The organism is Cupriavidus oxalaticus (genome assembly GCF_004768545.1).
In the GTDB taxonomy this organism is placed as follows: Bacteria; Pseudomonadota; Gammaproteobacteria; order Burkholderiales; family Burkholderiaceae; genus Cupriavidus; species Cupriavidus oxalaticus_A.
Window position 1 is genome coordinate 2,123,625 of record NZ_CP038634.1, and the last position, 21,515, is coordinate 2,145,139.

Annotated in this window: 22 protein-coding genes; 14 read left to right on the forward strand and 8 right to left on the reverse strand. The window is 69.1% G+C overall.

Translation table 11 applies throughout. From position 1 onward, the window contains the following. The first annotated feature begins 83 nt into the window (after positions 1 to 83). The 4 genes from E0W60_RS09515 to E0W60_RS09530 are packed head-to-tail and all read left to right on the forward strand — an operon-like array spanning position 84 to position 5,024. The gene (locus E0W60_RS09515) at positions 84 to 1,205 is read left to right on the forward strand and encodes an AI-2E family transporter (protein ID WP_135703761.1); all 1,122 of its coding nucleotides are present in this window, start codon (positions 84 to 86) and stop codon (positions 1,203 to 1,205) included. Positions 1,206 to 1,223: 18 nt separating this feature from the next. Next, entirely contained in the window at positions 1,224 to 2,798 is a 1,575-nt protein-coding gene (locus E0W60_RS09520; RefSeq protein ID WP_135703762.1) for an efflux transporter outer membrane subunit, read from the forward strand. Further along, on the forward strand, positions 2,795 to 3,961 hold the full coding sequence (locus E0W60_RS09525; protein WP_135703763.1) for an HlyD family secretion protein: 1,167 nt from the start codon (positions 2,795 to 2,797) through the stop codon (positions 3,959 to 3,961). Before E0W60_RS09520 ends, E0W60_RS09525 begins: the two co-directional genes overlap by 4 nt. After that, positions 3,951 to 5,024: a DUF2955 domain-containing protein gene (locus E0W60_RS09530; protein WP_135703764.1), complete on the forward strand. Its 1,074-nt coding sequence runs from the start codon at positions 3,951 to 3,953 to the stop codon at positions 5,022 to 5,024. The genes E0W60_RS09525 and E0W60_RS09530 overlap by 11 nt, the downstream gene beginning before the upstream one ends. A 10-nt stretch (positions 5,025 to 5,034) precedes the next feature. On the opposite strand, the gene E0W60_RS09535 is transcribed toward E0W60_RS09530, so the two are convergent. Genes E0W60_RS09535 through E0W60_RS09545 form a run of 3 tightly spaced genes read right to left on the reverse strand, consistent with a single transcriptional unit; the run spans position 5,035 to position 7,107 of the window. Further along, positions 5,035 to 5,259 carry a PIN domain-containing protein gene (locus E0W60_RS09535; RefSeq protein WP_135703765.1) on the reverse strand — a complete coding sequence of 75 codons (225 nt, stop codon included), beginning with the start codon at positions 5,257 to 5,259 and terminating at the stop codon, positions 5,035 to 5,037. A 27-nt stretch (positions 5,260 to 5,286) separates the two neighbouring features. Further along, on the reverse strand, positions 5,287 to 6,090 hold the full coding sequence (locus tag E0W60_RS09540) for a BPL-N domain-containing protein (protein WP_135703766.1): 804 nt from the start codon (positions 6,088 to 6,090) through the stop codon (positions 5,287 to 5,289). Positions 6,091 to 6,144: 54 nt separating this feature from the next. Then, positions 6,145 to 7,107 (reverse strand): LysR substrate-binding domain-containing protein, encoded by a 963-nt coding sequence (locus E0W60_RS09545; RefSeq protein ID WP_135703767.1) that lies wholly within the window; start codon positions 7,105 to 7,107, stop codon positions 6,145 to 6,147. 93 nt (positions 7,108 to 7,200) lie between these two features. Between E0W60_RS09545 and E0W60_RS09550 the strand changes: the two genes are divergently transcribed. The 7 genes from E0W60_RS09550 (at position 7,201) to ggt (ending at position 15,316) form a co-directional block, all read left to right on the forward strand. Further along, positions 7,201 to 8,397, forward strand: a complete 1,197-nt coding sequence (locus E0W60_RS09550; RefSeq protein WP_135703768.1) for a CaiB/BaiF CoA transferase family protein — start codon at positions 7,201 to 7,203, stop codon at positions 8,395 to 8,397. Continuing rightward, positions 8,390 to 9,529, forward strand: a complete 1,140-nt coding sequence (locus E0W60_RS09555; RefSeq protein WP_135703769.1) for an acyl-CoA dehydrogenase family protein — start codon at positions 8,390 to 8,392, stop codon at positions 9,527 to 9,529. Before E0W60_RS09550 ends, E0W60_RS09555 begins: the two co-directional genes overlap by 8 nt. Positions 9,530 to 9,752: 223 nt before the next feature. After that, on the forward strand, positions 9,753 to 10,814 hold the full coding sequence (locus E0W60_RS09560; protein WP_135703770.1) for a PAS domain-containing sensor histidine kinase: 1,062 nt from the start codon (positions 9,753 to 9,755) through the stop codon (positions 10,812 to 10,814). Beyond that, entirely contained in the window at positions 10,811 to 11,479 is a 669-nt protein-coding gene (locus E0W60_RS09565; protein ID WP_133095248.1) for a response regulator, read from the forward strand. Before E0W60_RS09560 ends, E0W60_RS09565 begins: the two co-directional genes overlap by 4 nt. A 136-nt stretch (positions 11,480 to 11,615) precedes the next feature. Continuing rightward, positions 11,616 to 12,884: an amidohydrolase family protein gene (locus E0W60_RS09570; protein ID WP_135703771.1), complete on the forward strand. Its 1,269-nt coding sequence runs from the start codon at positions 11,616 to 11,618 to the stop codon at positions 12,882 to 12,884. A gap of 38 nt (positions 12,885 to 12,922) precedes the next feature. Further along, positions 12,923 to 13,459 (forward strand): DUF1097 domain-containing protein, encoded by a 537-nt coding sequence (locus E0W60_RS09575; RefSeq protein WP_135703772.1) that lies wholly within the window; start codon positions 12,923 to 12,925, stop codon positions 13,457 to 13,459. A gap of 138 nt (positions 13,460 to 13,597) precedes the next feature. Further along, positions 13,598 to 15,316 (forward strand): gamma-glutamyltransferase, encoded by a 1,719-nt coding sequence (ggt, locus tag E0W60_RS09580; RefSeq protein ID WP_135704021.1) that lies wholly within the window; start codon positions 13,598 to 13,600, stop codon positions 15,314 to 15,316. An 11-nt stretch (positions 15,317 to 15,327) separates the two neighbouring features. On the opposite strand, the gene E0W60_RS09585 is transcribed toward ggt, so the two are convergent. Together E0W60_RS09585 and E0W60_RS09590 are read right to left on the reverse strand one after the other, a co-directional pair. After that, a complete protein-coding gene (locus E0W60_RS09585; protein WP_133095245.1) occupies positions 15,328 to 15,552 on the reverse strand; it encodes a DUF3820 family protein in 225 nt (74 codons plus the stop codon). Positions 15,553 to 15,642: 90 nt separating this feature from the next. Further along, positions 15,643 to 16,041, reverse strand: coding sequence for a hypothetical protein (locus tag E0W60_RS09590; protein WP_135703773.1), 399 nt, complete (start codon positions 16,039 to 16,041; stop codon positions 15,643 to 15,645). A gap of 331 nt (positions 16,042 to 16,372) precedes the next feature. Between E0W60_RS09590 and E0W60_RS09595 the strand changes: the two genes are divergently transcribed. Continuing rightward, positions 16,373 to 16,681 (forward strand): hypothetical protein, encoded by a 309-nt coding sequence (locus tag E0W60_RS09595; RefSeq protein ID WP_135703774.1) that lies wholly within the window; start codon positions 16,373 to 16,375, stop codon positions 16,679 to 16,681. A gap of 154 nt (positions 16,682 to 16,835) precedes the next feature. Further along, positions 16,836 to 17,672, forward strand: a complete 837-nt coding sequence (locus E0W60_RS09600) for a universal stress protein (RefSeq protein WP_133095242.1) — start codon at positions 16,836 to 16,838, stop codon at positions 17,670 to 17,672. 41 nt (positions 17,673 to 17,713) lie between these two features. On the opposite strand, the gene E0W60_RS09605 is transcribed toward E0W60_RS09600, so the two are convergent. From E0W60_RS09605 to E0W60_RS09615, 3 genes are read right to left on the reverse strand one after another with little or no spacing between them, the layout of a single operon-like run. Continuing rightward, positions 17,714 to 17,890 (reverse strand): SRPBCC domain-containing protein, encoded by a 177-nt coding sequence (locus E0W60_RS09605; RefSeq protein WP_431189858.1) that lies wholly within the window; start codon positions 17,888 to 17,890, stop codon positions 17,714 to 17,716. 42 nt (positions 17,891 to 17,932) lie between these two features. Then, positions 17,933 to 18,589: a c-type cytochrome gene (locus E0W60_RS09610; RefSeq protein WP_133095241.1), complete on the reverse strand. Its 657-nt coding sequence runs from the start codon at positions 18,587 to 18,589 to the stop codon at positions 17,933 to 17,935. A 10-nt stretch (positions 18,590 to 18,599) separates the two neighbouring features. Further along, positions 18,600 to 19,862, reverse strand: coding sequence for a molybdopterin-dependent oxidoreductase (locus E0W60_RS09615; RefSeq protein ID WP_133095240.1), 1,263 nt, complete (start codon positions 19,860 to 19,862; stop codon positions 18,600 to 18,602). A gap of 301 nt (positions 19,863 to 20,163) precedes the next feature. Here E0W60_RS09615 and E0W60_RS09620 point away from each other — a divergent pair, with 301 nt between their 5' ends. Then, on the forward strand, positions 20,164 to 21,513 hold the full coding sequence (locus tag E0W60_RS09620) for a uracil-xanthine permease family protein (RefSeq protein ID WP_135703775.1): 1,350 nt from the start codon (positions 20,164 to 20,166) through the stop codon (positions 21,511 to 21,513). Positions 21,514 to 21,515 lie beyond the last annotated feature (2 nt).

Below are 21,515 nucleotides of genomic sequence, written 5' to 3' on the forward strand. Positions count from 1 at the left end.
TAGACTGGATTTCGGCCGGCGCTGAGTACAAGCCTGGCGTACCGATGTGAACCTTTGCGGCTTGTACCGCGGGGAGACGCTCGATGTTGCCCACGCCCATTTCCGAGAAGGCGCTGTCCCGCGGGTTGCTTGACGTCCTGATCCGCGCCGGGCTGATCGCTGTGCTGGCGGTTTTCTGCTTCCAGATCTTCCACCCGTTTGTCGATCTGCTGCTGTGGTCAGTGATCCTGGCGGTCACCATATACCCGCTGCAGGTCAGGCTGCGCGCCCGCATGGGAGGGCATGACGGGCGTGTCGCCACGCTGATCGTCGTGCTGGTCCTTGCCATCATCCTGGTGCCGACCTACCTGCTGGGCCAGGCACTGGTCGATTCGGTGGAGAACGCCATCGCCATGGTCCGGGACGACCGCGTGCATATCCCGATGCCGGCGGAGTCGGTCGCCGCGTGGCCGGTCGTCGGGCAGCGCCTCTACGATTTCTGGCTGCAGGCTGCCACCGACATGAGCGCGGTGATGGAAAAGCTGATGCCGCAACTCAAGGGCGTGAGCCTGGCCCTACTCGGCAAGCTCGCCGGCGTCGGCGTGGCCCTGCTGGTCCTGCTGTTCGCGCTGATCATCGCCGGCATCATCATGGCCTATGGCGAGGAAGGGACGCGCAGCGCCAGGCAGATCGCCTCGCGCGTGTTTGGCCCGGAGCGCGGCCCGCGGCTGGCCATGCTGTGCACTGCCACCATCCGAGCGGTGGCGCAGGGCGTGGTTGGCATCGCCTTCATCCAGATGCTGCTGATCGGCGTCGCCTTTGTGGTCAAGGGCATTCCCGGCGCCGGCCTGCTGGCGCTGGCGGTGCTGCTGCTCGGCATCATGCAGCTGCCGGCGACGCTGATCACCATCCCGGTGATTATTTTTGTTTTTGCCACCGAGGGTGCCAGCGTGGCGACCATCGTCTTTGCCGTCTACACCTTTGTCGCGGGACTGGCCGACAACGTGCTCAAGCCGCTGATGCTCGGCCGCGGCGTGGACGTGCCGATGCCGGTGGTGCTGATCGGCGCGCTGGGCGGGATGGTGACAGGCGGCGTCATCGGGCTGTTTATCGGTCCCGTGATGCTGGCCGTGGCCTACCGGCTGTTCTGGCAGTGGGTCGAAGACCAGCCGCCTCCGCAGCCTGCGCAGCCGGTGCCCGAATCGATCGAGCAGACCGCGGAATAGTGCAGGCCGGTTCGCCTCATGCCCGTGCGCAACCGGCCGAACGGAATGCTGCTGGCCGGCGTGCTGTGCCTGGGCGCATGCGCGCGGGTGGGCCCCGACTTCCAGCCGCAGCGCGAGGCGTGGACGGCCTCATGGGACAGCCCGGCGCTGCAGGGCGCGATTGAGCAGCGCCCGGCGCCCGACCTGGGGCAGTGGTGGCAGGTATTCGGCGACCCGACGCTGGAGCGCCTGATCGCCGAGGCCGATGCCAACAACGCCGGACTGCGCATCGCCGGCCTGCGCGTGATGGAAGCGCGCGCGCAGCTCGGCATCGCCCAGAGCGGCCGCTACCCGCAGCTGCAGCAGGTGAGCACCGATGCGCTGTACACCTCCAGCCGCCAGGCCGGCGGGCGCAACCCGCAGAACAGCCGCTTCTGGCAGTTCAGCGCGGGCTTCGACATCGGCTGGGAGCTGGATTTCTGGGGGCGCTTCAGCCGCGCCATCGAATCGGCCGATGCCGCGTACTTTGCCGCGCGCGCCAACCACGAGGATGTGCTGGTGCTGCTGCGCGCCCAGGTGGCCGAGACCTACTTCGCGCTGCGCACCGCCGAGGCGCGGCTGCGCATCGCCCGCGACAATGCCCGGCTGCAGCAGCGCAGCTTTGAAATCACCGAGCGGCTGTTCCGCAGCGGCGAGACCGACGAGCTCGACCTGCAGCAAGCCAAGACGCAGTACCTGGGCACGCTCAGCAGCATCCCCGAGTTCGAGGGCCAGATCCTGCGCACGCGCAATGCGCTGGCGGTGCTGGCGGGCCACCCTCCCGGCGCGCTGCCGGAGCTGCCCGAACTCGCGGAGCGGGAAGGGGCACTCCCGCTGCTCGACCGCGCCGTGGTGCAGGACGTGCCGGTCAGCCTGCTGGTGCGCCGTCCGGATGTGCGCGCCGCGGAGCTGCAGATTGCGGCGCAGTCGGCGTTGATCGGCGTGGCCGAGGCCGATCTCTACCCGTCGCTGTCGCTCTTGGGCAGCATCGTCTGGTCCGCCAGCACGCTGGCCGGCACGCCCAACACGCTGGCGCTGGTGGGCGGGCCCAGCCTGCGCTGGAACGTGTTCGACTATGGCCGCATCCGCAACAACGTGCGGGTGCAGGACGCACGCCTGCAGCAGCTGATCGTGGCCTACCAGGACGCGGTGCGGCAGGCCGCGCGCGAAGCCGACGATGCCGCCAGCGGCCTGCTCAAGTCGCTGGAGCGCGAAGAGATCCTGCGCGAAGGCACGGTCGCCGCCAACCGTTCGCTGTCGCTGGCCAACTCGCTCTACCGCGAGGGCTATTCCGACTTCCAGCGCGTGCTGGACGCGCAGCGGGCGCTGGCGGCCCAGCAGGATGCCTACGTGCTCAACCGCAGCAGCGCCGTGAGCAACCTGATCGCGCTGTACAAGGCGCTGGGCGGCGGCTGGCACAGCGAACTGCCTCTGGTCGACCCGGCGACGCGCCAGCAGATGCAGCAGCGCACCAACTGGGGCGACCTGTTCGAAGAAGCCGCGCGGCCGGCCGTGCCTGCGGGGGCGGGCGTTCCGGCGACACCACGGCAGGTATCCAACGCGGAGGCCCGATGAGCGACACGCCACAGCCCGCAGCAGTCCCGCCGGAGCCAGCATCGCCACCGCCGCCGCCGCCGCCGCCGCCGCCCGCCGCGGCAGCGACCGCCGATCCGGCCAGGAAAGGCATTCGCTGGGTGCTCGTGCTGATCGCCGTGAGCCTGGTGTGGTACCTGCTGGCCGACCGGCTCACGCCCTATACCCAGCAGGCGCGCGTGCAGGCCTTCGTGGTGCCGGTGGCGTCGGAGGTGGCGGGGCGCGTGACCCGCGTCCATGTGCGCAACAACCAGGACGTGGCGGCCGGCACGGTGCTGTTCGAGGTCGACCCGCAGCACTACCGGATCGCCGCCGACCGCGCGCGCGCCGACCTGGAGTCGACGCGCCGGCAGATCGGCGCCAGCACCGCCGGCATCGAATCGGCGCAGGCGGCGCTGCGCGCAGCGCGCGCCAACGAGGTCAAGGCGCGCCAGGACAGCGAACGCCTGGAGCGCCTGTACCGCGAGGACCAGGGCACCATATCGCTGCGCCGGCTGGAGATCGCGCGTGCCAGCCTGGAAGCAGCCACCGCGCAGGTGGCCGCGGCCCGCGCCGAGGTCCAGCGCGCGCGCGAGCAGGAGGGCGGCAGCGCCGAAGACAACGCCAAGCTGCGCAGCGCCGCCGCCGCGCTGGAAAAGGCCGAGCTGGACCTGGCCAATACCAGCGTGCGCGCGCGCTCGGCCGGGCTGGTCACCGATCTGCGCACCGAGACCGGCCAGTTTGCCGCTGCGGGCAATCCGGTGATGACGCTGATCACCATCCACGACGTATGGATCAACGCGGAGATGACCGAGAACAACCTTGGCCACGTGGTGCCCGGCACGCCGGTGGCGATCGTGCTGGATTCGCTGCCGGGGCGGGTCTTCACCGGGCGCGTGCGCAGTGTCGGCTATGGTGTCAGTGTCGGCGGCCCCCCCACGCAGCCCGGCAGCCTGCCGACGGTGCAGAACAGCCGCGACTGGCTGCGCCCGGCCCAGCGTTTCCCGGTGACGGTGGAATTCGATCCCGGCCAGTTGTCGTCGCTGCGCGGCGTGCGCGTGGGCGGGCAGGCGGAGGTCATGGCGTTTCCGACGGAAGGCAATCCGCTCAACCCGCTCGGCCGCGCCTTCCTGTACCTGATGAGCTGGCTGTCCTATGTCTACTGACAGCCCGGCGACGGTACCGGCGGCATCGCGGCCGCCGCCCTCGCCGCGCGCACGGCGCGCGCTGCGCCTGGCCGGCGGCACCGCGTGGTGCCTGGCGGCCAGCTTCGGCCTGGGCCTGCCGATCCCGATGCTCGCGCCAGTGCTGGCCATATTCCTGCTCGCCAGCATGAACCGTCCGCTGGCGTTCAAGACCGGCGTGGGCCTGGCGCTGGTGGTGATGCTGACCACCGGCAGCGGCCTGCTGCTGATTCCCTTGCTGCGCCACTACCCGGTCAGCGGCGTGCTGCTGACCGGCCTGTGCCTGTTCCTGGCATTCCGCTACGGCTTGCGCGGCGGCAACAACCTGGTGTCGACCTTCCTGGTGGTCGGCCTGACCATGATCTCGTCGGCCGGCACCTTCGACTTCGGCCTGGCCGTGACGGTCATTGCCGCGCTGGTCAAGGGGCTGCTGCTGGCGGTGCTGGCGCTGGCGCTCGGGCATTGGCTTTTTCCCGAGCCCGCGGGCACACCGGCGGCGCCCCCGGCCAGCGCGCTGCCGGACGACCTGGCGGCGTGGGTCGCACTGCGCGCGGCGCTGGTGGTGATGCCAGCCTTCCTGCTCACGATGACCGATCCCACCACCTACATGCCGATCATCATGAAGGCGGTCAGCCTGGGCCGGCAGAGCTGCACCACTTCTGCGCGCAACGCGGGCCGCGAGCTGCTGGGCTCGACGCTGCTCGGCGGCCTGCTGGCGATCGCATTCTGGGGCGCGCTCAGCCTGTTCGTGCACCTGTGGATGTATTTCCTGTGGATGCTGCTGTTTGCGCTGCTGGTGGCGCGCAAGCTCTATGGGCTCAGCCCCTCGCGCCAGGCGCCCGGCTTCTGGCTCAATACGCTGGTGACGCTGGTCATCCTGCTGGGGCAGTCGGTGCAGGACAGCGCGGCCGGCAAGGACGTCTATACCGCCTTTGTCGTGCGCATGGGGCTGTTTATCGGCGTCACGCTGTACGCGTGGCTGATGATCGAGCTGCTGGACCAGCCGCGCGCGATGCGCAGAGGGCAACCGCAGTCGTCGCAATAGATGCCCGGCATCAATCCACCCAGGGGTTGGCCAAAACGATCCCGGTCCCATCGAAGTCCTTTCCGTTGCGCGTGGCGAGCGTGGCGCCGTTATGCCTGCAAATGGCAGCAATCTGCGCATCTGCCATGCTGATCGGACGACCATTGCGCTCTCGCTGTGAAACGAGCGCGGCATAGTGCACGGCGGCGTTCTCGTCGAACGGAAGCACCCGCTCGGCAAACTCCTCGTCGAGCATCTTCAGTGCGGCATCACGTAGAAAGTCTTATCCCAGCGCCAGCCCGCCATGCGCCAGCAACTGGCGGAAGACCGCCAGCTGGGTTTCGCCGGTCTCGGCCAGCCGGTGGCACACGTGCACGTGGGCATCCATGTCGCTGTGGCCGCGCAGCGCGTCCTTGCACTCGCGCTCGGAAATCTCCACGTGGACCCCCGTCAGGATGGCGCGCCCATAGCCCACGCGCGCGGACACGATCGCAGGCGGGGAGCCGGCCATGCCGGTGTAGACCGCCAGCACCTGCGTACCCGGGCCGGGCTCACCCCCGAAATCGAACAGGCAGCCGCCGTGGTAGTGCATGTAGAGAGAGACCGGTGTCGGTGTCAGGTGATCGGTGGTGCGGATCTCCACGGCCGCGGCGGTGCGCGGCGTGCCGTCGTACAAGCGTCCGCCGGTGAGGTCGGGCAGCGAGCCGACCGCCACCGCGTCGACAAAGCGCAACTCGCGGGCGCCGCAGATCGCGCCCGAGGTGCCGGCGTGAAAAGCAAGCTCCCGGCACGCGTAGTAGGCGCCGGCGCAGATGCCCAGGTAGACGCCGCCCCGTTCGATAAAGCTGCGGATGCGCGCGTTGGGTGCGCCATTGAGCGCCGCGCAGTAGGGCAGGTCGGCGCCGCCCGGCATCACGAACATCACCGCATCGTCGAACAGCGTAGGGTCGTGGCGGATATCGTCGGCCATGACCGCGCGGATTTCGTAGGCGCCGGCCTGCAGCTGGTGGCCGATGGTGCGCATCAGGCAGGCGGTCCAGTCGGAGGCGCCGGCGTCGACATACGTCAGGATCTTGTGCTTGGACATGCTGGTCGTGGCGGTTGGGGGCGGGGGGCACAGGCAACGCTTATCGCTTGCTTTCTACCCTAGTTTTCGCGACGGCGCAGTACCGGCTTTCCTGGGGCCGCGCGCCGCCATCGTATCGCGTACGGCTTCGCGCACGCATTCCGCCAGTAGCGCCGCCGCGCGCGTCTGGCCGGTACCCGCCTGCGCGATCACCAGCGGCTGGCGCACGGTTTCCTCGAGGATTGGCTTTTCCACGACGCTGGCCGACTGGCCGGAGGCCGGCGCCTGCGTGATCAGCAACGCGGAACCCAGCCCGTTCGCCACCATGCTGCGCGCCAGTTCCAGCGACGTGGCGCGGTAGCGCACCTCCGGCTGCAGGCCGAATTGCCAGAACGGCGCCATCAGGAATTCGCGGCTGTGTGGCAGGTCGATCAGGATCAGCGGCTCGCGCGCCAGCGCGTGCAGCGAGATTGCGGCCTTGCCGCGGGCCAGCTTCGAGCCGGCCGGCACCAGCCCGTAGGGCCGCAGTTCCGCCAGCACTTCGCGGCCGATCTCGGCAGGCAGCCCCACGTCGTAGGTCAGCGCCAGCTCGATCTGGCCACCGTGCAGCCAGTCTTCGAGCTGGGCCAGGTCGCCTTCGACAAAACGCACTGCGAGCCGGGGATAGCGCTCGCGTGCCACGCGCAGCACCGCCGGCAGGTAGGCCGGCGCCAGCGTGCGGAACACGCCGATGCGCACCTCGCCGGCATCGCCGTCGCCGCGCTGGTCGATCTCGAATGCCGTTGCCGCGCCCAGGATCCGGCGCGCTTCCGCCAGCTTGCGTGCCCCGAAGCGGGTCAGCGCCAGCCTGGTGCCCGCATCGCGGGCGAACAGGGCTTCGTCGAACAAGGCTTCCAGCTCGCGGATGGCGACCGAAATGGAAGGCTGCGAGACATTGAGCAGCCGCGCAGCGGCGGCGGTGCTGCCGGATTCCGCCGTGGCGGCGAAGTAGCGCAACAGGCGCAGCGAGATGCGCGAAGGAGATGGCTGCGATGCCATTAAATAATCCTATAGGTGCTACTAAGAATCAATATTTTACTTGATAGCCTGCGCTGCGCAGAATCGGACCACCAGCCCTTGAGGAGCAAGACCATGACGCATTCCAACCTGCCTGATGTGCCCGATCTCCCGCTAGCCGGCCTGCGCGTGATCGATTTCTCGCGCGTGCTCGCCGGCCCGTATTGCACCGCGTTGCTCGGCGACCTCGGCGCCGAAGTCATCAAGGTAGAGCCGCCCGGCGGCGACGACTATCGCGCGGTCGGTCCCTTCTCCGACGGCAAGAGCGGCCTGTTCTCGGCGATGAACCGCAACAAGCAGAGCATCGTGATCGACCTGAAGACGGACGACGGCCTGGCTGTCGCCCGCGCGCTGTGCCGCGGTGCCGACGTGGTGGTGGAAAACTTCCGCCCCGGCGTGGCGGACAAGCTCGGCATCGGTTACGCCGCGCTGCGCGAACTGAACCCGCCGCTGGTCTATGCCAGCGTGTCGGGCTTTGGCCAGACCGGCCCGGAATCGCACCGCCCGGCCTACGACATCATCCTGCAGGCGATGTGCGGGCTGATGGACGCCACCGGTGCGCCCGACGGCGCGCCGACCATGCTCGGCGAGGCCGTGTCCGACGCCGTCAGCGGCCTGTTCGCCTCGTGGGGCGTGCTGGCCGCGCTGCTGGCGCGCGAGAAGACGGGGCGCGGCACGCATGTCGATGTGTCGATGTTCGATGCCACGCTCAGCCTCAGCGCCACGCTGGTCGCGCGCTACGCCGCCACCGGGCTGGCGCCGCGGCGCGTGGGCAACCGCCATCCGTCGTCGGCGCCGTTCGGTGCGTATCGCGCCGCGGATGGCTTCTACGTGGTGGCGGTGCTGAACAACAAGCTGTTCCAGGCGCTGGCCGACGCCATCGGCCAGCCCGCGATGGCGCACGACCCGCGCTTTGCCGATGACGAGACGCGGTGCCGCTTCGAGTCCGACCTGCGCGCCATGCTGGAGAGCTGGTCGGCGACGCGCACGGTGGCGGAGGTGAACGCCGTGCTCGGCGCCGCCGGCATCCCGGTCGCGCCGATCCGCAATGTCAAGGAAGCGCTGGAAAGCGAGCACGCGGCGCATCGCCGCCTGCTGACCGAGGTGCCCGGCACGGACGGCGGCACGGTGCGCCTGCCGTCGCAGCCGGTCAAGTTCTCTGCCTACGGCGCCAACCGCGTGACGCCCGCGCCGGCGCTGGGCCAGCACACCGGGGCCATCCTGGCCGCGCACGATTTCAGTAATTTCAATAAGGAGAAGCAACATGCATAAGCGAATGGGCGTCGAAGCGGAAGACCTGGAGATCGCCGACGCGATCGGCCGCTTCGCGCAGAGCGAGCTGGCCCCGAACGCCGCCGCGGTGGATCGCGACGAAACCTCCACCACGCGCTACGTGCCGCAGCTTGCCGAGCTCGGCCTGATGGGCATGAACCTGCCCGAACGCTGGGGCGGCACCGAGACCTCGCCGGTCGCGCTGATCCTGTCGCTGGCCGAAGTCGCGAAGGCCTGCGCGTCGACCTCGTCGATGATCGGCGCGCACTACCTGGCCACCGACTCCATCCTGATCGGCGGCGACGACAGCCTGCGCGCACGCTACCTGCCCGACGCCGCCGCCGGCCGCAAGCTTGGCGCGTTCGCGCTGACCGAGCCGCGCGCCGGTTCCAACCCCGCCGACATGGCCACGCGCGCCACCCCCGAAAGCGACGGCTACCGCCTGCGCGGCGTCAAGCACTTCATCTCCAACGCCGACGCCGCGGACTTTATCGTCGTCTACGCCAAGACCGATCCCGCGGCCGGCACGCGCGGCATCAGCGCCTTCGTGGTGGACCGGCACAGCGCCGGCGTGGAGGTCGCGCCCGCCGAGAAGCTGATGGGCATCCGCGGCGCGCCGGCGCACGAGGTGGCGCTGGACTGCTTCGTTCCCGCGGCAAACCGGCTGGGAGCGGAAGGCAGCGGCTTCCGCACGGCGATGAAGGTGCTCGACAACAGCCGCCTCGACGTGGCCGCCACCAGCCTCGGCATCAGCGAAGCGGCGCTGGCGTGCGCGGTCGACTGGGCCAGGCAGCGCCAGGTCGGCGGCGAGCCGCTGGCGCGCAAGCAGGGCCTGCAGTGGATGTTCGCGGACATGCGCACGCGGCTCGAAGCCGCCTGGCTGCTGACGCTGCAGGCCGCGGTGCGGCGCCGTGACGGCGAGCCCTTCACCGAGCATGCATCGATGGCCAAGCTCTATGCCTCGGAGACGGTCGCCTTCGTCACCGATACCGCCTTGCAGATCCACGGCGGCTACGGCTTCACGCGCGAGATGCCGCTGGAGCGGCTGGTGCGCGATGCGCGCATCCTGCGCATCTACGAAGGCTCGTCGGAGATCCAGCGCACGGTGATTGCGCGCGCGGTGCTGGCGTAGGGCGTGCGCCGCAAGACGCCCCGACTGCATCCGTTGCTCTCGCCCATTCAGGAAAACGACAAGGGCGCAGCCGCCCGCCGCTGGCTATAGTCTGCGAGGGCCGGGGCTTGCCAGCGCGCCGATTGCGCAATTTATGCGCAATTGGCATGAATGCATGCGCGTCCCGAATCAATCCGAAGGACCGGAGTGGCAGGGCGGAGGGCTGCCTTGCAAAGGGGGAGGCATGGATGTCGAACTGCAGCGCGCCATATTGAACAACATCCCGGACCAGGCCTGGCTGAAGGATGCCGGCTCGCGCTACGTGCTGGTCAATGACGCGTTCATGGCCGCATGCGGACGGACCGAGGCCGAGATCGTGGGCAGCACGCCGGACCAGGTCTGGTCGGCGGAATGGGGCCAGGTCTACCTCGATACCGACAAGGCGGTGGTCGACAGCGGCGTGCGCCGCCGCTACGAAGAAAGCCGGCATGGCAAGGACGGCAGCGTGCGCTGGTTCGACACCATCAAGATGCCGATCCACAACCCGGGCGGCGAGGTCATCGGCACGGTGGGGATCTCGCGCGATATCACCGACCGCAAGCGCTCCGAGCAGGAGCTGCTGGCCTCGCGCGCGCAGCTGCGCGAGCTGTCCGCGCACCTGCAATCCGTGCGCGAGGCGGAACGCACCCGCATCTCGCGCGAGCTGCACGATGAGCTGGGGCAGTCGCTGACGGCGCTGCGCCTGGGGCTTAGTTACATCGAGGCGCAGCAGGGCCCGGCTGCCGACGACGCGTACCGCAAGCATGTGCAGATGCTCAAGGAGATCGCCGATTCGACCGTGGAAGCCGTGCAGCGCATTGCGGCCGACCTGCGCCCGCCGGTGCTGGACGAACTGGGGCTGGCCTCGGCGATCGAGTGGCTGGTCGAGTCATTGTCGGAGCGCACTGGCATTGCCTGCGAGAAGGCGCTCCAGCCGGTGGCGGACCTCGGTGCGGAAGTCAGCACCGCGGTCTTCCGGATCGCGCAGGAAGCGCTGACCAATGCCTGCCGCCATGGCCAGGCCGATCGCGTGCGCGTCGAGCTGGCCGAGGCGGGCGGCATGCTGCGGCTGGTGGTCGCCGACAATGGCTGCGGCATCGATACTTCCGTCACCGGCCGCCGCCGCAGCCTGGGTTTGCTCGGCATGCGCGAGCGCGCGCTGATGCTGGGCGGCAAGCTGGTGGTGAGCAGCGAGAAAGGCCACGGCACACGCATCGAGGCGCTGGTTCCGCGCGATGCCGGTATTGCGAGCGGAGACAGCAGATGATCCGCATCCTGCTGGCCGATGACCACACCATCATCCGCGACGGGCTGAAGAAGATCCTGTCCACCGTGCCGGACATGCAGGTGGTGGCCGAGGCCGCCGACGGCAACGAACTGCTCGCGCTGCTGCGCGCCGGCCTGCCGGACGTGCTGCTGCTGGATATGTCGATGCCGGGCCGCAGCGGCATCGTGCTGATCCAGCAGTTGCAGGCCAGCTATCCGGCGCTGCCCGTGCTGGTACTGAGCATGTACCGCGAGTCGCAGTACGCGGTGCAGGCGATCCGCGCCGGCGCTGCCGGGTATCTCACCAAGAATGTCGAATCGGACCAGCTGATCAGTGCGATCCGCAAGGTGGCGCGCGGCGGCACCGCGGTCTCGGCCGCGATCGCCGACAAGCTGATCGGGCAGGCGCGCCAGCCGCTGGCGGCCTTGCCGCATGCCCGGCTGACCGCGCGCGAACTGCAGGTGTTCCAGATGCTGGCCGAAGGGCAGGGCATCAACGAGATCGCGCTGACGCTGTCGCTCAGCGGCAAGACGGTCAGTACGCACAAGGCCAACATCCTGGCCAAGCTGGAGCTTTCGTCGACCGCCGGGCTGGTGCACTACGCCATCCGGCACGGTCTGCTGGCGGAAGCGGGCGAGCCCGGGGAGGCGAGCGTTATCCCATAGCATTGCTGCGGCGCAGCTAGGCCGATCCTTAGGTCGAATTCAGCCGATCCTGATGCAGCCGGCGCGCGCCGGCACCTACGCTTCAGGTCACGGGGCAGCGGCTCCGGCAGAACGACAAGACCTGAGGAGACACGCCATGCAGCTGGACCTGCTGATCCGGGATGCGTGCGTCCGCGACGACGCGCCCCTGACCGACATCGCCATCCGCGACGGGCGCATTGCCGCCATCGAACCCGGCATCGACGCGCCGGCGCACGAAGTGATCGAAGCCGGCGGCCGTGCCGCCATTCCGGGCCTGGTGGAACCGCACCTGCACCTGGACAAGGCACTGCTGCATCGCCGGCTGCCCGCCAGGCTTGGCACGCTGGACGAGGCCATCCGCGTCACCGGCATCCTGAAGAGCAAGCAGCAGCGGCACGACGTGCTGGACCGCTCGCGCCAAGTGCTGGACATGGCGGTCCGGCATGGCACCGTCGCAATCCGCGCCCATCCCGACGTCGACCTGATACAGGGACTGATCGGGGTGGAGACGCTGCTGGAGCTCAAGGCGGAATACCACGACCTGCTCGACCTGCAGATCGTGGCCTTCCCCCAGGAGGGCATCCTGAAGTCGCAGGGCACGCGCGAGCTGATGATCGCGGCCATGGACATGGGCGCCGACGTGGTCGGCGGCTGCCCTTACAACGAGCTGAGCTGGGCCGACACCATGCGCCATATCGACATGGTGTTCGAGCTGGCGCAACGCTATGACGCGCCGGTCGACATGCATGCCGACTTTGCCGACGACACCGCCGACCAGCGCTTTGCCGCCGTCGAGTACATCGCGCGGAAGACCATCGAATGCGGCTACCAGGGCCGCGTCTCGCTCGGCCATGTGACCAGCCTGGGCGCGCTCGACACGGCGCAGCTGGAGCCGCTGGTGGCGCAATTGCGCGACGCCGGCATCAGCATCGTGACCCTGCCCGCGACCGACCTGTACCTGGGCGGGCGCAAGGACGCGCAGAACCAGCGCCGCGGGCTGACGCCGGTGAAGGCGCTGCATCACGGCGGGCTCAACGTCGCGTATTCGTCCAACAATATCCGCAATGCCTTCACGCCGTTCGGCAAGGCCGACATGCTGCAGATCGGCAATATGCTCGCGCACGTGGCGCAGTTCGGCGTGCCGGAGCACCAGCTCGCTGTGCTCGGCATGGGCACGCACAACGCCGCGCGCGCGATCGGGCTGCAGGACAGCTATGGCCTGGAAGTGGGCCGGCAGGCCGATATCGTGATCCTCGACACCTTCAAGGTGGCGGACGCGCTGATCGACATTCCGCCGCGCCTGTGGGTGGTCAAGCGCGGGCGGATCACGGTGGTGACGCAGCACCGCTGCGACATCCGCCGGCACCATTGCTGCGCGCACTGAACCGCCCCAACCCTTTCAAGGCTTTCCAGGAGACGATCATGAAGAAGCTGCCTGCCGAAGTCGTGGCCTCGCTGCTGGCCATCACCACCGTTCCCATTGCCGCGCATGCGTCGCACCTGCCGCCGTGGGCCATCTTTATCAGCTGGGCCGCCACCTTTGCCATGGGCGGGCCCACGCCGGAGAACCTGAAGAAGATCTGGCCGACCTTGCCGGTGGGGTCGCTGTTCGCGTTCGTGATCGTGCTGTGCTTCCGGCAGGCCGCCGAGCAGTACTCGGGGCCGGCGCTGATCGCGGCGGAGATGGTGATCCTGTTCATGCTCAACGCCGGCATGATGTTCCTGGCGCGCGTGTTCTACACGCTGCGTTTCATTCCCGGCATGTTCTTCGGCTTTGCCTCCTACTTCGCCACGCTGTTCGGGGGCTTCGGGCCCACGCCGGGCGATCCCGTCGCCGCGCTGGGTGCCGTCATTGCCATGAATGCAATGGGCCCGGCCTATGCCTGGATCAAGGCGCGCTACTCGGCGCCGGAAAGCCTGGTCGAGCGGTCGTGGCAGGCGCACAAGCGCGAAGCCTGAGCCGCCATCGCATCGTCATCATCGCGGCTGCCCGCGCGGCGACAGCACGGGGCAGCCGGTCTTTCCGGGGGAACGGGCATGGAACACAAGGGCGTGGAACACAGCGGCATGGAAAACAGCGGCATGGAAAACAGCGGCATGAAACATACGATTGAAGTCGACCCCTGCGGCGGCACCTCGCGCAGGGCTTTCCTGGCAAGTTCAGCAGCGCTGGCGGGCAGCACGATCCTGGCGCCCGCAAGCGCCGAGGCGGCGCAGGACGCCGCGCCCGCGGCGCGCGGCGTCCTGGCGCATTCGGATGCGGGCATGGTCACCAGCCCGCATGGGCTCGCCAGCCAGGCGGGACTGGAAGTGCTGAAGGCAGGCGGCAATGCGATCGAGGCAGCGATTGCGATCGGCGCGGTGCTGAGCGTGACCTATCCGCATTTCACCGGTCTGGGCGGCGATGCCTTCCTGGTGACCAGCGACCGCGACGGCAACGTGCGCTCGTTCTCCGGGATCGGGCAGGCCGCCGCCGAAACGCCGGGCTACAGCGGCGCCATCCCGTTGCGCGGGCCGGGCGCCGCGCTGACCGCGGCCGCGACGGTCGCGATCTGGGACCGCGCCTTTGCCTTCGGCAAGAGCCAGTGGGGCGGTACCCAGTCATGGTCGACGCTGCTGGGGCGCGCCACCGAGTACGCCGCCAACGGCTTCCCGGTCACGCCGTCGCAATGCTTCTGGCAGGAGTTCCGCGCCGCGGACCTGCCGGCCTGGGGCGGCTTCGGCCGCGTGTTCGCCCCCGACGGGCGCATGCCGAAGCCGGGCGAAATGTTCCGCCAGCCCGAACTGGCGCGCACGCTGGAGCGGCTGGCGACGCAGGGCGGGCGGGAGTTCTATGAGGGCGACATCGCCGGCCGGCTTGCGGCAGGGCTGGCGCAGGCCGGCTCGCCGTTGCGCGCTGGCGACCTGGCGCGCTGCCAGGCACGCGAGGAAGTGCCGCTGCGCGTGGCCTACCGTGGCGGCGAACTGCTGGGCCTGCGTCCGCCCACGCAGGGCGTGACGACGCTGGAGATCATGGGGATCCTCGACCGCTTCGACCTGTCGGCCGTGCCCGAGGGCAGCGCCGACTACTACCACCTGCTGGTCGAAGCCGTGAAGCTGGCGTTCCTGGATCGCAATCGCTACGTCGCCGATCCCGATTTCGTCGACGTGCCGGTGGACCGGCTGCTGTCGCGCCGGCACCTCGATGCGCAGGCGCAACGCATCCGCATGGCACGGGCCATGCCGTGGCCGCATGTGTACCAGCCCGGCGATACGGTGTACATCGGCGCGGCCGACCGCGAGGGCCGCTGCGTCAGCATGCTGCAGACGGTGTATTTCGACTGGGGCAGCGGCGTGGTGGTGGGCGACACGGGCGTACTCTGGCACAACCGCGGCGCATCGTTCAGCCTCGATCCCGCCAGCCCCAACGTGTTGCAGGGCGGCAAGCGGCCCTTCCACACGCTGAACCCGGGCATCTACCTCAAGGACGGCCGCCCCCGGCTGCTATATGGCACGCAGGGCGCCGACGGACAGCCGCAGACGCTGGCGGCGGTGCTGACGCGGATGATCGACTACGGCATGGACCCGCTGACCGCGCTCGGCCGGCCGCGCTTCCTGCTGGGCAAGACTTTCTCCGACAGCCGCGACAGCCTCAAGCTGGAGCAGGACGCCGGCAGGCAGGTGTTCAGTGAGCTGGCGGCGCGCGGCCACCAGCTGAGCCCGATCCCGGCGCAGAGCCAGCTGGCCGGGCATCCGGGCGCGATCCGGATCGGACCGAAAGGGCAGCTTGCCGGCGCGCACGACCCGCGCAGCGACGGACGCGCGCTGGGGCTGTAGCCGGCGCGGTGCTAGCCGCGCCCGCGCAACGGCTTGAGCAGGTGCGACAGGCCGTTGTGGTCGAGCTCGTGCATCAGCGCCAGCAGCCCGCCAATCTCCCCTGGCGGGAAGCCTTCGCGGGCGAACCAGTTCAGGTAGTTGCCCGGCAGGTCGGCAATCACCGTGCCCTTGTGCTTGCCATAGGGCATGGCGACGCTGACCAGCCGCTTCAGTGCGTCGGAATCGAACGGAGTCATGGTGGCGTCAAATCGGCAGGGCGCTACGCTACCACAGCTTGCGCCCGCCGGTCCGCCACCGGTCCGCGCGTTAGCGCGCGGGGACTGGCGTCAGGCGCCGTCGAGGAAGCCGCTGCGCTGGCCCAGGCGGGTGCCGAGCGCATCGGGGGCCAGGCTCATGCTGGCGGGATCGACGGCGCCGGCAGGTGCGGCTGCCTGCATCGGGTCGACCGGGGCCGGCGCCATGCCCGGTTGCGCGGGCTGGCCTGCGGGTGCGTACGGGCTGGCTGCGCCCGGGGCCTGTGCGACCTGGGCGGATGGTGCGGACGGTGCGGGGGCCGGCATGGCTTGCATCGGTTGCGCGGACGGCGCCGGCTGGGTGGCTTGCATCGGTTGCGTGGCTTGCATCGGCTGGGCCGGTTGAAGGGGCTGGGCCTGCTGTGCGAACAGCGGGTAGGACGCGACCATCGCGCCAGCCATCAACAGGGATTTCGCCAGATGTTGCTTCATGCGTGTACCTCCAAATTAGCCTTCAGGCATGGGAAAGACCACTTTAGCGCCGAGGCACCTGACATTCTGTTTGTTTTTGCAACGGTGATTTACCAGCCTTGCCAGGCACGCGTGAGCGGGTTAATTACGCGCGCGATGCCAGCGCCACCGCTTGCCCCTCCACCCTGAGCCCGAAGTGCGCGTGCTGGCCGACGGGGAGTGCGACAGCGCGCCGGGGCGCCACCAGCGCCACAAAAGCGCCGGTGCGGTTACACGTTGCTACGTGCCTAACCTTCTGCGAACACCTGCCGCCGCGGCGCACCGTTACATTGCCGGCCAGGAGGACATCACCATGCGAAGCATCCTGGCCGCCTGCGCTCTGGCAGGCATCGCAGTCATGGGCCCGGGCACCGCCCAGGCCCGCGTCAACGTCGATATCGGCATCGGCATTCCCGGCTATGCCGTGGCGCCGCCCCCGGTCTACTACGAGCCGGCGCCGGTCTACGTGGCGCCGCCGCAGCCGGTGGTCGTGGCGCCGGCCTATTACGACGACTGGCGCGAACAACGATGGCGGGAGCGCAAGTGGCGCGAGCGCGAATGGCGCGAACAAAGGCGGCGCGAGCGTGAATGGCGCCGCTGGCACGAAGACCACGACGACTGAGTGATGCTGGTGGCAGATGGCGCCTGCCGTCCGTTTCTTGTCGCTTTCCGTGCCGGCCGGATTAAGCGCGGGTTCCGGCCGCCTTGACTCGGGTCAAGGCCCAATCGGTCTTGCGGCCTAGACTGGATGCAAGCAAGACCGAAGCGAGGGCATCATGGCCTACGACAGCATCCTGGTCCACCTGGACGGCAATCCACAGTCCTCCCGCCGCCTGCACCTTGCCGGCCGCCTCGCCAGCGCCGCCGGCTGCCCGCTGATCGGCTTGCTGGCCGGGCGCGTGCCCGACCCCGGCTGGTCCTACCGCATGGACAATGCCCAGCGCTGTCTGGCCGAAGACCAGGAACGCCGCCGGCTGCAGCGCGAAGACATGCACTGCGCCTTCGAGGCCGCCACCCGCGAACTGGGGGTCGTGGCCGATTGGCGCGCGGTCGATCGCGACCCCGTCACGCTGGCGCTGCGCGAAGCGCGCGAGGCCGGGCTGATCGTGTCCGGCCAGTACGATGGCGACAACGTCGAAGGCCCGGTGGCCCGGCAGCTGCTGGAAGCGCTGCTGCTGGAATCCGGCCGGCCCACGCTGGTGGTCCCGTGCGCCGGCGAGTTCAGCACCATCGGCACGCGCGTGCTGCTGGCCTGGAACGGCAGCCGCGAGGCCGCGCGCGCCCTGCACGACGCGCTACCACTGCTGGCTGGCGCGCAAGTCCGCATGCTCGGCGCCCATACCCCCGCCAAGGAGCTGCGTGCCGATGCCACGCCGGTCAGCCACGCGCAGCGGGTGCTGGAGCGGCAGGGCGCCTCGGTCGAAGTCGAGCACGGCCCCGGCGGCGCTGACCTGACCATTGGCGAGCTGATCCTGTCGCGCGCCGCGGACTTTGGCGCCGACCTGATCGTGATGGGCGCCTACGGCCATGGCCGGCTGCGCGAACTGGTCCTCGGCGGCGTGACCCGCGTGCTGCTGCAGTCGATGACCGTGCCGGTGCTGTTCTCGCACTGAAGCGCGCGCCGCCGCGCGCCTGCGGCAACCTCCTTGCCGGCTCACTTCAGCTGCGCAGCAAATTCTTCCAGCTGCGTGAAGCAGGTATTCCAGCCCTCGTGGAAGCCCAGCTCTTCATGCTGCTTGCGCGTGGCTTCGTCCGGATGCATCACGCGCGCGGTGTAGCGCGTGCCATCGTCTTCGTGGCGACGGCGCGTCTGGCAAGGAGAAAAATGCAAACGCCCCGGCAATGGCCGGGGCGCGAGTTGGCAGGTGGAAATTTATTGCTGGCGCACGTATGCCGCCAGCGCGCGCACTTCTTCCGGCTTCAGGCTGGCAAACGGCGGCATCGGCACCGCACCCCACTTGCCGCTGCTGCCGCCGCGGATGCTGGTTTCGAGCTTCGCCTGGGCCTGCGCATCGTTCTTGTAGCGCACGGCGACCTCATGGTAGGCCGGTCCGACCACCTTCTGCGTCACGCTGTGGCAGCTCAGGCAGGCATTCTTTGCCAGCAGCCCCTGCACGTCGACGCTCGCGGCCGCGGCGCCGGGAGCAGGCGCCGCTGCAGCCGGCTTGCCGGCCTTCTGCGCGATCGCCACGATCTCGGGATCCTTCGCCTTGGCCGAGCCATAGGCCACGGCCAGGTAGGCGCCGAGCTGCTCGACTTCGGCATCGTCGATCGGCGCGCCGTAGGCCTGCTGCATCTTCTTCATCTCGGCGGTCCACTGCGCCAGGCTTAGCCCGGGCGGCTGGTAGGAGACGTAGTCGGCCGAATGGCAGATCGCGCATTTCTGCATGGCGATGCCGTAGCCCGGCAGCCTGGCGGGCTTGAGCTTGACGTTTTCCGCCGGCAGCTTGATGTCCTGCGGCGCGGCGCCGGCATGGCCGGCACCGAGCAAGGCGAGCGCCAGCAGCGCGGGGGCGATGGTTGCTTTCATGGCGCGTTCCTCAGGCGATGGTGACCGGCGTGGCTTCGATGACATTGCGGCGGTAGCCGGCGGGGTTCCAGTTGGCCTTGGCCGGCTGGGTCTCGCCCTTGTTGCTGGTGGCGCGCACCATCAGCACCGCGGGGCCCTTGCGGGCGAACTTCACCGGCAAGTGCCACGCGCGGAACGAGAAGCGGCCCAGGTCCTCGCCGAGCTTCGCCGCCTGCCAGTTCTGCCCGCCATCGACGGAAACCTCGACCGTGCGGATGCCCGAGCCGCCGTCGAAGGCAATGCCCTTCAGCTCGACGGTACGGCCGGCCGGCAGCCTGCCGCCGTTTTCGACGCTGGTGATAAAGCTGCGCACGGCCAGCGTCGAGATCGGCCGCGTCTTGGCGGCCGGCGTACCGGGGGCCACGCACTGGCAATCGTTGTCCGGCACGCGGTAGCCCTTGGTCATGAAGAACGCGTCATGGCCCTCGAACGGGTGGTCAAGGACTTCGATCTCGGACAGGTGCTTGATCCAGTAGGTGCCGAAATACCCCGGCACCACCAGCTTGAGCGGATAGCCGTTGAGCAGCGGCAGGTCTTCGCCGTTCATGCCCCAGGCCAGCAGCGGCTCGCCGTTCATCGCATGCGCGATATCGAGCGACTTGCGGAAGTCCGGCGTGCTCGGCAGCACCGGCGTATCCATGCCGTTGAAGGTCACCACCTTGGCGCCAGCCTTGATGCCCGCATGCTCCAGCACCTTGCGCAGCGGCACGCCGGTCCAGCGCGCATTGCCCATCGCGCCGTTGGCCAGCTGCGCGCCGAACACGCGCGGCTCGCTGAAGCCGCGGCTGTTGCCCGAGCACTGGTTCACCGCCACCACCTCGACGGGATCGGCCAGCTTCTTGAGCTCGTCCAGCGACAGCCGCAACGGCTTGCCGACATGGCCGCCCACGCTCAGCCGGTAAGTGTTCAGGTCTACCGACAGCGGGATGTTGGCCAGGTGATAGCGCACAAAGAAGGCGTCGTTGGCCGTGATCGGCCCCTCGTTGAACGTGGAGAAGGGCGTTTCCAGGTGCGGCGGGCGGGTGCTGACGCGCACCAGCGGGCGCTTGCCCGGATAGCGCACCAGCGGACGCGGGCCGTCGGCGAGCGTGACGCCGTCGGTCGCCTTTGCGGCAAGGGCGCCGAGCGGCGAGGCGAGCAGCGCGAGCCCGCCAGCATGGCGGACGAAGCGGCGGCGGGTGGGGCCAGGCTGGGGGGCGCCGGCAAGGCCGGCGGGCGTGTTCTTGTCTCGCATGGGGGCGTCTCCTTGGCGCTCGCGGGGGCGTGCGCGATGCGTTGTGGCGCTCACTTTGCCCTCACGGCAGTTAGCTTGTGAAACGGGTTTTCCTGCTAGGGCTTATCGATTAAGTCGATATAGGGGAAATACCGCTGCGACGGCCGGAGAAACCGCTTGCAACGCAGATTCCGTTTCCCTACACTAACAAAAACGTTTTTGTTAGCGGAAATCCATACTATTCGAGGCGAACTGCGCACAGACGCAGCGGCTGGCCGCCGGCCACCGCATAACGCCCGTACACCAAACGAGGAGCCTATTCATGTCCCACGCCGCCCCCGCGCCGGTGGACGAACTGCTGCCATGGCGGCGCCTGTTCGTCTTCGGCCTCCAGCATGTCCTTGTCATGGCCGCGTCGCCGATCGCGTCCGTGTTCCTGATGAGCAAGGCGCTCAACTTCCCGCCGGCGCTGGCGGTGCAACTGCTCAGCGCCACCTTCGTGATCTGCGGCCTGGGCACGCTGCTGCAGTCGCTCGGCAAGCGCGGCATCGGCGCCAGGCTGCCGTTCGTGATGCTGCCCGGCGGCGCGCCGATCGTGCTGTTCATCCTGATCGCACAGCAGACCGACGTCCAGACCGCGGCCGGCGCGGTGATCCTGACCGGCGTCTTCTACTTCTGCGTGCTGCCGGTGTTCCGGCGCTGCCTGCGCTATTTCCCGCCGGTGGTGGTGGGAACGATGCTGCTGCTGGTGGCGATCAACCTGGCGCAGGTATCGGGACGGCTGATCGCGGGCCATCCGGCAGCGGGCACCACGGTCGATCCGCTCAACCTGCTGCTGGCGTTTGCCACCATCGCCTGCACGGTCGCCGCGTCGCGGCTGCTGACGGGCATGCTCGCGCAGCTGGCGATCCTGCTCGGATTGCTGGGCGGCGCGCTGGTGGCGGTGCTGACGGGTGCCTTCCAAGTCGGCCATGTGTCGATGACGCCGGTGATCGCGCTGCCCACGCCGTTCCCCTTCGGCATGCCGACCTTCGACGTGGTGGCCGCGATCCCGCTGATGGTGTTCGCGGTGATCTCGATGGTGGAGGCCACCGGCCAGACGCTGGCGATCAGCGACGCGGTCGGCAAGCCGGTGGACCAGCAGCGCGACGTGCCGCGCACCATCCGTGCGGATGCGCTGACCTCGCTGGTGGGCGGGATGTTCGGCACCTCGCTGATCATCACCAGCGGCGAGAACATCGGCATCGTGCGCGCCACCGGCGTGCGCTCGCGCTTCGTCACCGCGGTGTCGGGCGCGATCCTGGTGGTGTTCGGGCTGCTGGTGCCGGTGTCGTCGCTGATCAGCGCGATCCCCGAGGCGGTGGTGGGCGGCACCGGGCTGGTGGTGTTCTGCATCGTCGGCACCATGGGCATCGACATGCTGCGCAAGGTCGACCTGCGCCATCACGCCAACATGTATGTCGTCGCGGTGGCGCTGGCCGTGGGCCTGCTGCCGATCCTGGTGCCCGGCATCTACGGCGGGCTGCCGGCCAACCTGCGCATCCTGGTCGGCAACGGCGTGGCCATGGGCGCCATCACCGCAGCGCTGCTCAATTTCCTGTTTTTCCACACGGGCCTGCGTGCCACGGCCCCGGCCCCCGCGGTCGGCGACGATGCCGCCGCCACGCACTGATC